This is a genomic window from Holdemania filiformis DSM 12042 (assembly GCF_000157995.1).
Lineage (GTDB): Bacteria > Bacillota_I > Bacilli_A > Erysipelotrichales > Erysipelotrichaceae > Holdemania > Holdemania filiformis.
This window is the reverse complement of sequence record NZ_GG657562.1, coordinates 375,324-387,555: the sequence shown is the minus strand read 5'-3', so window position 1 is coordinate 387,555 and position 12,232 is coordinate 375,324. Positions and strand designations below refer to the sequence as shown.

Annotated in this window: 15 protein-coding genes; 7 read left to right on the top strand and 8 right to left on the bottom strand. The window is 51.4% G+C overall.

Annotated features, from left to right (window positions below):
- Positions 1-128: 128 nt before the first annotated feature.
- From HOLDEFILI_RS17675 to HOLDEFILI_RS17660, 5 genes are read right to left on the bottom strand one after another with little or no spacing between them, the layout of a single operon-like run.
- A complete protein-coding gene (locus tag HOLDEFILI_RS17675; RefSeq protein ID WP_006061308.1) occupies positions 129-995 on the bottom strand; it encodes a hypothetical protein in 867 nt (288 codons plus the stop codon).
- An 8-nt stretch (positions 996-1,003) separates the two neighbouring features.
- Positions 1,004-1,420, bottom strand: coding sequence for a 2-hydroxyacyl-CoA dehydratase (locus HOLDEFILI_RS20410; RefSeq protein ID WP_279625261.1), 417 nt, complete (start codon positions 1,418-1,420; stop codon positions 1,004-1,006).
- Positions 1,413-3,692 carry an acyl-CoA dehydratase activase-related protein gene (locus tag HOLDEFILI_RS20340; protein ID WP_006061306.1) on the bottom strand — a complete coding sequence of 760 codons (2,280 nt, stop codon included), beginning with the start codon at positions 3,690-3,692 and terminating at the stop codon, positions 1,413-1,415. The genes HOLDEFILI_RS20410 and HOLDEFILI_RS20340 overlap by 8 nt, the downstream gene beginning before the upstream one ends.
- Complete coding sequence (locus tag HOLDEFILI_RS20335; protein ID WP_006061305.1) at positions 3,677-4,321, bottom strand: BadF/BadG/BcrA/BcrD ATPase family protein; 645 nt, start codon at positions 4,319-4,321, stop codon at positions 3,677-3,679. Before HOLDEFILI_RS20335 ends, HOLDEFILI_RS20340 begins: the two co-directional genes overlap by 16 nt.
- Entirely contained in the window at positions 4,312-4,710 is a 399-nt protein-coding gene (locus HOLDEFILI_RS17660) for a MarR family winged helix-turn-helix transcriptional regulator (RefSeq protein WP_167317164.1), read from the bottom strand. Before HOLDEFILI_RS17660 ends, HOLDEFILI_RS20335 begins: the two co-directional genes overlap by 10 nt.
- A 232-nt stretch (positions 4,711-4,942) precedes the next feature.
- On the opposite strand from HOLDEFILI_RS17660, the gene HOLDEFILI_RS18660 reads away from it, so the two are divergent.
- The 3 genes from HOLDEFILI_RS18660 (at position 4,943) to HOLDEFILI_RS17645 (ending at position 7,723) form a co-directional block, all read left to right on the top strand.
- A complete protein-coding gene (locus HOLDEFILI_RS18660) occupies positions 4,943-5,542 on the top strand; it encodes a DUF1349 domain-containing protein (RefSeq protein ID WP_006061303.1) in 600 nt (199 codons plus the stop codon).
- Positions 5,539-6,759, top strand: a complete 1,221-nt coding sequence (gene pepT, locus HOLDEFILI_RS17650; RefSeq protein WP_006061302.1) for a peptidase T — start codon at positions 5,539-5,541, stop codon at positions 6,757-6,759. Before HOLDEFILI_RS18660 ends, pepT begins: the two co-directional genes overlap by 4 nt.
- 61 nt (positions 6,760-6,820) lie before the next feature.
- Positions 6,821-7,723 (top strand): phosphotransferase, encoded by a 903-nt coding sequence (locus HOLDEFILI_RS17645; protein ID WP_039865414.1) that lies wholly within the window; start codon positions 6,821-6,823, stop codon positions 7,721-7,723.
- A 325-nt stretch (positions 7,724-8,048) separates the two neighbouring features.
- Here the strand turns inward: HOLDEFILI_RS17645 and HOLDEFILI_RS17640 are convergent, their stop codons facing one another.
- The 3 genes from HOLDEFILI_RS17640 to HOLDEFILI_RS17630 form a co-directional block, all read right to left on the bottom strand.
- Positions 8,049-8,375: a GNAT family N-acetyltransferase gene (locus HOLDEFILI_RS17640; RefSeq protein WP_006061299.1), complete on the bottom strand. Its 327-nt coding sequence runs from the start codon at positions 8,373-8,375 to the stop codon at positions 8,049-8,051.
- A 133-nt stretch (positions 8,376-8,508) separates the two neighbouring features.
- On the bottom strand, positions 8,509-8,844 hold the full coding sequence (locus HOLDEFILI_RS17635; protein ID WP_006061298.1) for a hypothetical protein: 336 nt from the start codon (positions 8,842-8,844) through the stop codon (positions 8,509-8,511).
- Positions 8,837-9,289 carry a hypothetical protein gene (locus HOLDEFILI_RS17630; RefSeq protein ID WP_006061297.1) on the bottom strand — a complete coding sequence of 151 codons (453 nt, stop codon included), beginning with the start codon at positions 9,287-9,289 and terminating at the stop codon, positions 8,837-8,839. The genes HOLDEFILI_RS17635 and HOLDEFILI_RS17630 overlap by 8 nt, the downstream gene beginning before the upstream one ends.
- 182 nt (positions 9,290-9,471) lie before the next feature.
- Here HOLDEFILI_RS17630 and HOLDEFILI_RS17625 point away from each other — a divergent pair, with 182 nt between their 5' ends.
- The 4 genes from HOLDEFILI_RS17625 to HOLDEFILI_RS19970 all read left to right on the top strand — a co-directional run.
- Positions 9,472-10,158 carry a response regulator transcription factor gene (locus HOLDEFILI_RS17625; protein ID WP_006061296.1) on the top strand — a complete coding sequence of 229 codons (687 nt, stop codon included), beginning with the start codon at positions 9,472-9,474 and terminating at the stop codon, positions 10,156-10,158.
- Positions 10,159-10,161: 3 nt separating this feature from the next.
- Positions 10,162-11,157, top strand: a complete 996-nt coding sequence (locus tag HOLDEFILI_RS17620; protein WP_006061295.1) for a sensor histidine kinase — start codon at positions 10,162-10,164, stop codon at positions 11,155-11,157.
- A gap of 78 nt (positions 11,158-11,235) precedes the next feature.
- On the top strand, positions 11,236-11,919 hold the full coding sequence (locus HOLDEFILI_RS17615; RefSeq protein ID WP_006061294.1) for an ABC transporter ATP-binding protein: 684 nt from the start codon (positions 11,236-11,238) through the stop codon (positions 11,917-11,919).
- A partial coding sequence (locus tag HOLDEFILI_RS19970) for a hypothetical protein (protein WP_006061293.1) occupies positions 11,916-12,232 on the top strand: 317 nt, incomplete at its 3' end. The genes HOLDEFILI_RS17615 and HOLDEFILI_RS19970, both read left to right, overlap by 4 nt.

Sequence of the window (12,232 nt, the reverse complement as noted above, 5' to 3'; positions counted from 1 at the left end):
TTCTTTTTCACAAGCTGTAAAGGTCGCGGATCCCAAATAGAAATCAAAACAAAACAGCGCTAAGATCAGGAGGCTAAAGACAAAAAAGAAGGCGGATTCAGCCTTCTTGCGCTATATTGAATTTTGAGCTATTCGGCCTCGGGTACAGGTATGGACGCTGTGTCAGTTTCTGCTTTTTTCATATTTTCCCGTGCGATGGACAACATCAGCTTAATCCGGTTTTCCTGATTGACCTGCGTTGCGCTTGGGTCATAATCGATCGCGACAATGTTGCAGTCCGGATCCTGTTCACGGATTTTGCGGATCATGCCTTTACCGACGATATGGTTCGGCAGACAGCCAAACGGCTGGGTACAGATAATATTTTTAAACCCTGCTTTATTCAATTCAACCATCTCGCCGGTCAATAACCAGCCTTCGCCCATCTTCGCACCCAGACCGATAATCTGCTCAGCGCCAGCTTTCATTTCCGGGAATGAGCCTGGCACTTCAAAATCGGAATAAGTGCGGATCGCGTCGATCGTCATTTTCTCCAGCTTCAGCACCAGCGAGTAGACGAAACTCATCAGCTGTTTTTTGACGAAACCGCCGCCGTACAGCTTGACGTCTTCGACGCCGTTGTAGACGCAGTACAACATGAAGCCCATCATCCCCGGCAGCTTTACCTCACATTGCTGCTCCGCCAAAAACTTCTCCAGGCTGTTGTTGCCCAGCGGTGAATATTTAATATAGATTTCACCGACGATGCCGACCTTGACTAAGTCCCGTTTTTCCCGCTCAATCGCGGCATAAGACATGACAATATCACGCATATTGCGTTTCATATCGCTGATGGATAAGCCCTGACGGCGGTCAAACTGGCGGCTGAGGTCGTCAATCCAGTGCTGGCAAAGCTGATCGGCAGTACCGGAAGTCACTTCATACGGCCGTACCTGATTGGTCAGATCCATTAACAGATCGCCATAGACCAGCGCGCACAACATCTTCTGCAGCATCGACAGGCTTAATTTAAACCTGGTTGGGAATCCAACCCCGATAAATTCAGGGAAATAACCGGGACAAAGCCGAGATCTGCTTTTTTCAAGGCTTTGCGTAGCAGATAAATATAATTGCTCGCGCGGCAGCCGCCGCCGGTCTGCGTGATGATCAGCGCCGTTTTGTGAACGTCGTATTTTCCGCTTTTCAGTGCGTCGATCATCTGACCGATGACCAGCAGCGCCGGATAACACGTGTCGTTATGGACATACTTCAGCCCCTGCTCGACAACTGAAGGACCGGTGTTTTCCAACAGCTCGACGTTGTACCGGCTGTGGACCAGCACGTTGCGCAGCAGCTGGAAGTGGATCGGCGCCATCATCGGAATCAGGATCGTGTAATCCTTCTGCATTTCTTTCGTGAATAAAACTTTATTATCAGTCATGATGTTCATCCTCCTGCTTCAACGCGGCGAACAGGGACCGCAGACGGATTTTGACCGCGCCCAGGTTGGTGATTTCGTCGATTTTGATCTGCGTGTAAATCTTGCCGTGTTCCTCAAGGATCTCCCGCACTTCGTCGGTTGTGATCGCGTCGACGCCGCAGCCGAAGGAAACCAGCTGCACCAGATTCATCTTTTCCTGTGTCGCGACATAACGGGCCGCGGCGTACAGCCGGGAGTGATATGTCCATTGGTTCCAGACGCCCAGCTCCTTCTTGCCGACTTCCTCATTGATGACATCCTCGCTGATGACCGCCGCGCCGTAGCTGGTGATCAGTTTGTCGATATCATGGGAAACCAGAGGATCGGCATGATACGGCCGGCCTGCCAGCACGATGATTTCACGGTCATCCAGCTGCGCCTGCGTGATGATTTCCTGCCCTTTCTGCCGGATTGTTTCCAGATGTTGATCATAAGCCTCATACGCCTTCTTGCTGGCTTTGATCACCTCGCGCAGACCGACGCGGAAGTGCTGGCTCAGGATTTTATGAACCTTGACCGGGAAATTCTTCTGACGGTGAATGCCGACGTAATCGTAGATGAAATCACATTGCGTCACCTGCTGCATATTGGCGGCGATGACTTCCGGATAGTAAGCGACGACCGGACAGTTATAATTGTTGTCGGCATTTTTTTCACGCATGTTGTAGGTCATGCACGGATAGAAAATCGCCGGGATCTGTTGGTCGAGCAGCGATTGGATCGCGGCGTGAACCAGCTTGGCCGGGAAGCAGATCGTGTCGGAAGGAATTGAGTTCTGCGCTTTCTGGTATTTTTCCAGCGAAGCGAAGCCGGAGGTGACGACCTCGAAGCCCAGCTCCGTGAAGAAGGTGTGCCAGAATGGAAGCAGCTCCATCATATTTAAGGCTAACGGCAGGCCGATTTTCCCCCGTGGGCCGGGAACCGGCTTGTACTGGCTTAACAGCTCGCGCTTGACGGCGTAGATGTTTAAGTCCTGAGCCGTGCTTTTTTTCGTAACCGGGCGTTCGCAGCGGTTGCCGCCGATATATTTGCGGCCATCGGAAAACTGATTGACGGTCAGCCGGCAATGGTTGTTGCACAAACCGCACTGCACATAGCGGATCTCGTTGTGGAAATGTTCCAGCTGATCAAGATTCAGCAGCGACGATGCATCCGGGCAATGGCGCAGGGCATGCAGCGCGCAGCCGTAAGCGCCCATCAGACCGGCGATGTTCGGCCGGATAACTTTGGTGTCGAGTTCCTGCTCGAAGGCCCGCAGCACCGCGTCGTTATAGAAGGTGCCGCCCTGGGTGATGATATGTTTGCCCAGAGACCGCGCGTCGGCGGTCCGGATGACTTTATACAAGGCGTTTTTAACAACGCTGATCGACAGGCCCGCGGAGATTTCGTCGATTGTCGCCCCGTCCTTCTGCGCCTGCTTGACTGAGGAGTTCATGAAGACCGTGCAGCGGCTGCCCAGATCGACCGGATGTTTGGCGAACAGGCCGAGCCGCGAGAAATCCTCAATTTCATAGCCCAGCGCATTGGCGAACGTCTGCAGGAAGCTGCCGCAGCCGCTGGAACAGGCTTCGTTCAGGAAGATGTTGTCGATCGTGCCGTTATGAATTTTAAAGCATTTGATATCCTGACCGCCGATGTCGATGATGAAGTCGACGTCCGGCATATATTTGCGGCTGGCGGTGAAATGCGCCATCGTTTCCACGATGCCGGCGTCGACGCCGAAGGCGCTGCGGATCAGATCTTCGCCATAGCCGGTGACGCAGCTGGACACGATTTCCATCCGCGGGTTGGCGCGCATCAATTCGATCAGCGCTTCCCGGACCAACTGCAGCGCGTTGCCCTGGTTGGGCTGATACATCGAATACAGGATTTCTTCCTGTTCGTTGATCAGCACCATTTTGACCGTCGTGCTGCCGGCGTCAATGCCCAGAGCACAGCGGCCGGTGATTTCTTTCGGTTCATGAACCCGGACCTGATTGCGCTGATGCCGCTCGCTGAACCGGCGATATTCGTCCTCGTCCGCAAACAACGGCGGCAGGGAACGGACAAAGCCGGACGCGTCCATCGTCTGCAGCTGTTTGATCGCGTCGGCGAAATTCACCGGCTCTTCCGCTAATAACGCGGTGCCGATCGCGACGTAATACAGGCTGTTTTCCGGACAGACCCCGGTGAGCTTCAATGTTTTATCAAACGCCGCGCGCAGCTCGCTGTTAAAGGTCAGCGGTCCGCCCAAATAGACGACATGACCTTCGATTTTACGTCCCCTCGCGCCAGTCCCTGGATCGTCTGATTGACGACCGCCTGATAAATACTGGCGGCCAGATCCTCTTTATCTGCGCCCTGGTTGATCAGCGGCTGGATATCCGACTTGGCGAACACGCCGCAGCGGGAGGCGATCGTGTAGATCTTTTCCGCCTGTTTGGCGGCTTCGTTCATTTCTTCCGCACTTAAGTTTAAAAGCGTGGCCATCTGATCGATAAACGCGCCTGTGCCGCCGGCGCAGGTGCCGTTCATCCGGACTTCCAGACCGCCGCTGAGAAACAGAATCTTCGCGTCTTCGCCGCCCAGCTCGATGATGCAGTCGACTTCCTCAAGTCTTTTCGTCGCGGCAATCCGGGTCGCGTACACTTCCTGCACAAACGGCAGGCTGCATTTTTCCTGCAGACCCATCGCGGCGGAGCCGGACACCGCTAACGCCATGGCCGGCTGATTGTATTTGGCGGATACTTTCTGCAGCACCTCGATCAGCTTTTCCGTGATCTGGCAGCTGTGCCGCTGATAATCCTGATCAATGCACCGTCCCGCGTCATCCAGGACGACATATTTGATCGTCGTCGAACCAATATCTATTCCTAATCGCATGCTTTGTCCCCCTGATTCTGTTTCATCATGACGGCGTTTAACAACCGCAGTCCCTCCATTATCTTATCCATATTTTCGGGATCGGTGTATTCCAGCCGCTGCCGGATCATTTCATTGACGTTTTCCTGTACCTGATGGATCAGGTCGTGGCTTTTGGCGGTATTGATCAAAATCACGCTGCGCTGATCCTGCGGATCCCGTTTTCGCTTTAAGAAGCCGCTTTTCTCCAGCCGCTGCGCAATCAGGCAGAGATTGCTGGTGGTCATGCCCAGACGATGCGCCAGAAGACTGACGGTAACCGGACCATTACGTTCAATTTCCGAAAGAACTATCGCTTGCGGACGTGTTAAACCGTAAGGTGAATAAAACTGATTTAATACGTGATTCATGTGATTGTTCACACTCCGTACAAGATTCATAAGCTCATTTTCATCGGCTTCATAGTGCATACAGTCATCCCCAATCCTTGATTTTAAATAATTAATGCATTAAATATTAACCATTTAAATAAAAAAGTCAATTCGATTGCCTGAAATTCGTCTTCTTTTCATCTTCTTTTCACTTTCAAAAACCTATTTGCCGGGGAATTTGATATAATAAAAATAGTTAGGAAGGATAAGTATGAAAAAACGGCTGGATACTTCACTGCTGGTCTGGATGAACCGTCCGTCCTTATGGACGATCGGACGCAGCCGGATCCTCTTCAGTACAGAACCGGCGACGGATTTCTGGATCAACCAGGCCCGTCAGCTGAATAAATTCAACGGGCATGCGCTCTTGCTTCCGATTCGTCAGGATTTCACACTGACGGTGACGATTCGTGCGCAGCTGCATGAAGTTTATGATCAGCTGGGGATTTTTGTCATGAGCGATCCTTCCTGCTGGTGCAAGGCGGGAATTGAATATCGCGATGAACAAGCGTCATCGGTCTGTTCGACGGTGACTTACGGCGGTTTCTCTGACTGGGCCGGCATGCCGATCTCCAGCGGCATTCATACGCTGACGCTGCGGCTGCACCGGTGGCAGAATGAATTCCGCGTCGAATTTTCGTTTAATGGTCAGAAATTTAAATGGCTGCGGGAGTTTGCGCTGCCGTTCACCGAGGGTGTCGCGCAGGTTGGGTTTTATGCCTGCAGTCCCAAGAATTCGACGTTTGACGCTGAGTTTTTTGATATGATGATTGAAAGCCTGCAATGGGAAGAAAAGAGGAATAAATTATGACCCCAGAAGAGCGTTTAATTCGCTATGCGAAAATCAACACAGTTTCGGATCCGGAAAGTCCGACTGTTCCCAGCTCGGCCTGTCAGCTGGATCTGTTAAAGGTATTGAAAGAAGAAATGGAACAGCTGGGCATCCAGGAGGTTCGGGAGGATCAGGGCTATTTGTACGGCAGAATCCCGTCGAATCTGGACTATGAGGTGCCGACCGTCGGCTTTATCGCGCACATGGACACCGCGCCGGATTTCTGCGGCGAAGGCGTGAATCCGCGGATCATTTCCCAGTACGACGGCAAGGACATCGCGCTGAACGACAAGATTACGCTGAAGGTCAGCGATTTCCCGAATATGGTGCGATATACAGGCCAGGATCTGATCGTTACCGACGGCAATACGCTGCTGGGGGCGGACGATAAAGCGGGCATCGCGGATATTCTGACGATGGCGGAAACGCTGCTGACGCATCCGGAAATCAAGCATGGCGAGATCCGGATCGGCTTTACGCCGGATGAGGAAATCGGCCGCGGCGCAGATTTGTTCGACGTTGCGAATTTCCACGCGGATTTCGCGTATACGGTCGACGGCGGTGAGATGGAAGCGATCAGTGATGAAACGTTCAACGCGGCCAGCGCGAAGGTCACAGTCCAGGGTTTCTCGATCCATCCGGGCAGCGCGAAGCACAAGATGATCAATTCCCTGAACGTCGCGATGGAATTCCACGCGATGCTGCCGGTGTTCAACCGTCCCGAATATACCGAGGGGACCGAAGGTTTTAATCATCTGAACAATATGGAGGGCAATGTCGAACAGACGGTGATGGAATATATCATCCGCAATCATGACAGCGAGCAGTTTCAGGCGCAGATGGCCACGATGAAGGCGGCGGAGACGTATATGAATCAGAAATACGGACAGCCGCTGGTGCAGGTGGAAATTAAGGAATCGTATCGAAATATGAAGGAAATCCTGAAGGATCAGGAATGGATTGTAGATCTGGCGAAACAGGCGATCACGGAAGCGGGTTTGCAGCCATGGGTGGAAAAAGTCCGCGGCGGCACCGATGGAGCGCGGCTGACGTTCATGGGTCTGCCATGTCCGAACTTGGGCACGGGCGGGGCGAACTGCCATGGCCGTTACGAGGTATGCAGCGTGCAGGAGATGCACAAGGTGATAGAGATTCTGCTGAACATCGTAAAAGCGACGACGAATTTAAAGAAATAGAAAAGGCTGAACTGTTTGGTTCAGCTTTTTACACGATCAGTTAAAGATGAGGGAGCATTCAATGGAAACGGAACGATTAGAAAAAATTCTTCGGCAGTGGCTGCCGGGAGAAGAACCAATAATAATAGAAGAAATTCATAGTGGTATTTCCAGTCATGCCCGCAAGATCATGTGTGGTAAAACTCAGGGAATTTTCAGGGAAATCGCGTCGGAAGCTCAAGCCAAGACGGAAGCAGAATTCACCGCTGTTTTGGCGCCGCAGGGAATTGCACCTGGTCTTAAGCTCACAAAAACACAGGCTACTTATGTTCAAGATCAAGGACAGTTCTATAATTTTCAAGAATACTTGCAGCTGTCGCCGGGCAAACCACGGGGCGTGGAACTGGCCGCGCATGTAGGAAAGACCGTGGCGCGAATGCAGAAAGTTTTGTTCCACAAGCGGATGACTCTGCCGGTTGTTCCTGACCGTTTTGCTTTAGGACAACTGAAGCAGAAAGCACAATGCCGGATCGCATGGTTCCCGACTGCGGTCACCGCGGAGCATCAGGCTGCAATTCAACGTTTGCTTCAGGACAGCTTGATAATTAATCTGCGTGAAGATCAGCCGATACACGGAGATTTGGGATTGTGGAATATGCTTTGGATAACCTCGGGTCTGCGGATCATCGATTTTGGCGAAGCGCGGCTGGGCGATGGTTATTTTGATTTAGCCGCCAGTCTTTCCTCGTGTATTCAAAACGAACCCGATCACGTGCTGTATCCTTTAATGATCGAAGCCTTTTTGAACAGTTATGGCGACACATATCAAGCGATTGATCAGCCCAAACTATGGGCGGCGATCCGTTTCTGGTTACTACGGGGTGTGTTAGCTGTTATCAGCTTTCAAACTCCAGAGAGCTGGGATGCTCTGATCACAACGTATTTGGATTTAATCAGTGAATTGAACATAATTTTCAATCCGTGAGTTTGTTTTCATTTCCTTGTCCAGTTCGTCGTAGACAGACTTATTTTCTGGCTGTCGTAAGTTGGATTTCAGGTCTGCCTGTTCTGACACAATAAAAATAAAACAGGAAGTCAATCTGACCGCTGAGGCAGAAGTGGACTTCCTGTTTTTTTGAGCTTTATCTTCTTTTACAATTTCTTTTCAAACAGGATGAAGTCAGTATCATACATCCGGCAGCTGCCTTTCTCTTGAAAACCAGCGCTGCGATACAAGGCCAGGGCCGGTGCGTTTTCTTTGGCCGCTAACAACTGAATTCCATCAGCGCCCCGCTTGCGTACTTCTTCTATTAAACCTCCAGCAGGAGCTTACCATATCCCCGCCCCTGAAACTGCGGATCTACGGCTAAACGGCTAAATTCCAGAGGATGAAGCAAAGCCGTGGAGTATTTCAAATCTTCCAGCTCATCCGCCGGCGTGATTGCACCCGCCGCGACAATCTCGCTCTGTTCGTTTTTCAAAGTCATTAATCCCTGGCGAAGATAATCCTGTTCCACAAAATCACGGGTCGGGTATTCGTCATCCCAACTGCCGCGGCTTGTTTGAACACAACGTCGATACAGCTGGTAAATAAGATCGATTTCTTCTTCGAAAGCGGCTTGAAAAGTAAGCATCATGCGTTATCCTTCTTTCAATAATGAATGGAATGGGGATTTTTTACAAAATAGGGGGATTCTTACAATGTGTCTTGTTTATCAATTACTGAATAGGAAGCGAATAGCCGATAAAGAGAATCGGGTACTTGAATCGCTACGGTTCTAAAACGCCGCAGATCGTTTTTCTTTGTCCGCCCGTGGTGTCAATCCAACAGAGTTTTCCGTTTTGAATGTCCGGTCTGGCATAAACGAAAGCGTACAGCTGACTCAATTGCCAGGCCCGCTGCCAATCCTGATTACTGGCCGCGGTTTCGATCGCGTCGGTTAGCGCATCGCCGAAGCCACCGCCGCTGGCGAAGTCATCCTCCCATTCCTCGATAATCGGCTGACTGAAATGGAGTGCGGGTACTTCAAATAGAAAGTGAACAACGACAATCCCAATTAAAATCAAGCTTAAAATAATATTCAGAATCCGTATTTTCTTATTCATGATCAACGTCCTCCTGCAGCTGGCCGTGAGTGAAAACCAAGGCTTGATCTGGAATCACACGCGATTTAAGCTGTGATTTTAATTGAGGATCGACCAGCCAGAGAAGGCGGATTTGATCATTTTCATGGAGTTTTATGGATTGCCCGGGAAATATCACCTGAAGCGGATGATCATTGATTGCCGCAAGCAGACAGCTCCGTTCGCTTAACGCCTGGAAAAACGTTTGTTCCTCATAGGAATACGGCTGAAAGATGATCTCAGTTTGTTCGTTGTCAGTGTTTTGAATTTGAATATCCCAGAAATCCTGCGGCTTGATGGCGGCAGGGGCAAACATCAGCTGGCGGATGCTGCGCATCTCCGGCAGAAAAAATAAGCAGCCTAAAATCGCCGCGATCAGAATTACCGAACATTTCCAGCTGTCCGCAAAACGTTTCCACTTTGTCATGATGACGCCTTCTTTCTTTTTCTAAGGCTGTTGATAGCCCCTTAACTTAAGGCTATTATAAAGGAAATCCAAGTCGGCAACAATCGGCCCGGGACAATCGTCATGAAATTGTCAGTTTCAAAGTGACGAACTCGTCATGTGTCAGGCGGTCAGATCGGTTATAATAAAACCAGGTGATAAACATGAATAAAATTTGCTGCGTAGAGGATGACAGCGCGATCTTAACGGCGCTGCAATATACGCTAAGTCAGGAAGGCTACGAGGTCATGACCGCGATGACCAAGACGCAGGGGCTGGAGTTGATCCAACAGGAGAGCTTTGATCTGGTGCTGCTGGACGTGACGCTGCCGGATGGCAGCGGCTATGAGATCTGCAAGCGGATGCGCGAGGACTCCCGGCTGAAAGAAATTCCAGTGATTTTTCTGACGGCCTGTGACGATGAGGTCAATATTGTCATGGGGCTGGACCTGGGGGCGGACGATTACATCACGAAGCCATTTCGCGTGCGCGAGCTGATTTCCCGGATGAATTCCGTACTGCGCAGGGCCGGAAAAAAACAGGCCGAAACGACGATCAACTATCAGGATTTAAGCATCAATACGATCGCTGCGCGGGTGTTTAAGAATAATCAGGAAGTCTTTCTGACAGGCATGGAATACCGGCTTTTATTAATTTTGGCGACGCACCGCAATCAGGTCATGACGCGCGACCAGCTGTTTGAAGCGATCTGGGATCTGGGCGGGGAATACGTCAATGACAATACGCTGACGGTTTATATTAAACGGCTGCGGGAAAAGCTGGAAGATGATCCGGCGCATCCGCAGCTGATCCGGACGATCCGGGGGTTAGGCTACAAACTGGGGGAATGACAGATGCGAAATCGTGAAATTAAAATTTTTATCCTGGGCTGCATCGGATTATGCCTGCCCTTTTTTCTGATCGCCGCGGCGGCGTCCCGGGAGATGCTGATTGTCTGTGTCAGCCTGGCCGCTGTTTTGATCAGTGCGTTTTGTCTGTTTACGGCGTGGCGCTACCGCCGGCTGCGGCAGCTGAACGATCAGATGCGCAGAGTCCGGGAAGGTCTTTATCAAATGAATCCGCAGGATTATGAGGAAGGCGAACTGAGTATTCTGCACAGCGAGATCTATAAGGTGACGGTTCAGCTGCGGGAAAGTGCGGAACAGCTGCAGGCGCAGCAGCAGTTTCTTTCCGATTCGCTCAGCGATATTTCTCATCAGCTGAAAACACCGCTGACCTCGATGATGATGATGGTCGATCTGATGCAGCAGCCGGACATGGATCCGGTTCGGCAGCAGGAATTTCTGCGTTTGATCGCTGCCCAGCTGACGCGGATGCGCTGGCTGATTCAGTCGCTGCTTAAAATGGCGAAGCTGCAGGCCGGGGCGGTGCAGTTTCTGCCCAATTCCATAACGATCCGCGCCCTGATTAACAAGGCGTTGTCCCAAGCGGAAGCGGAGATGCTGCGGAATAATGTGGAATGGGTGCTGGAATGTCCGGAATCGTTTGTTTTGACGGTCGATGAAAACTGGACGGCGGAAGCGCTGGGGAATATTCTGCGCAACTGCGCCGAACACGCGCCCAACGGACAGATCCGGATTCTCTGTACGCGCACAGCCCTGGTCGATCAGATTGTGATCGAGGACAACGGGGAAGGGATCGATCCGCAGGATCTGCCGCACTTATTTGAACGGTTTTACCGTGGTAAAAATGCGAAGCCGGACAGCGTCGGCATCGGTTTGGCGATGTCCCAGCAGATTTTAGCCGCACAGGCTGGAACACTCAGCGTGGAAAGTACGCCGGGCCGGGGATCGCGGTTTTTAATCCGGTTTGTCCGCCAGGTGATTTAACATGACGAATTTGTCATCCGCGGTTTCATCGGCGTGTCATCCGTTTCGTTTATATTGATTGTGTCAGGAGGAATACTCATGGAAATATTAAGCGTGCAAAACTGCAGCCGGTTTTACGGCCGCGGAGCGCTGCAGATCGCGGCGCTGGATCATGTTAGTTTTACGGTGAATAAAGGCGAGTTTGTTGCGATTGTCGGACCTTCCGGATCAGGAAAATCAACGCTGATGCATATTTTGGGCGGCGTCGATCAGCCCAGCGAAGGTCAGGTCGTCGTCGACGGAACGGTGATTACGGACTTAAAGGAAGATAAGCTGGCGGTGTTCCGCCGCCGTCAAGTCGGTCTGATCTACCAGTTTTACAATTTGATTCCGGTGCTGACGGTCGAGGAGAATATTACGCTGCCGCTGCGTCTGGACGGACGCAAAGTCGACCGGGACACAGTCGATCAGCTGTTAGAGCAGCTGGGATTAACCAAGCAGCGGAATTTTCTGCCCAGCCAGCTTTCCGGCGGCCAGCAGCAGCGGGTGTCGATCGGAAGAGCGTTGATCCATCATCCGGCGATTCTGTTGGCGGATGAGCCGACCGGCAATCTGGACAGCCGCAACACTCAGGAGATCATGACGCTGCTGAGAATATCGAACAAGCAGCGCAATCAGACCTGCATCGTCATCACCCACGATGAAAATATCGCGCTGCAGGCCGACCGCATCATCGCGATAGAGGATGGGCGGATCAGTTCCGATCAGGTGATCCGGCAATGAATATTCTGCATCAATATACCTTTCAATCGCTGAAGGTCAACCGCCGGCGCACGTTGTTCACGGGGATGGGGATCGTTATTTCCGTCGCAATGATCACGGCCGTCAGCGTGTTCGCTTCCTCTTTTCTTGATTATATGGAACGCAAGGCGGTCTATGAAACGGGCGACTGGGAGCTGGCCTACAGCGATCTCAATGAAACTGAAATTCAGTATTTAAATACGGATAAACAGGTGGATCACACCTTTATGGTTGATGATCTGGGCTATGCCGTTCTACCGGAAAGCCAGAACGAATACAAGCCGTATTGGTTTAT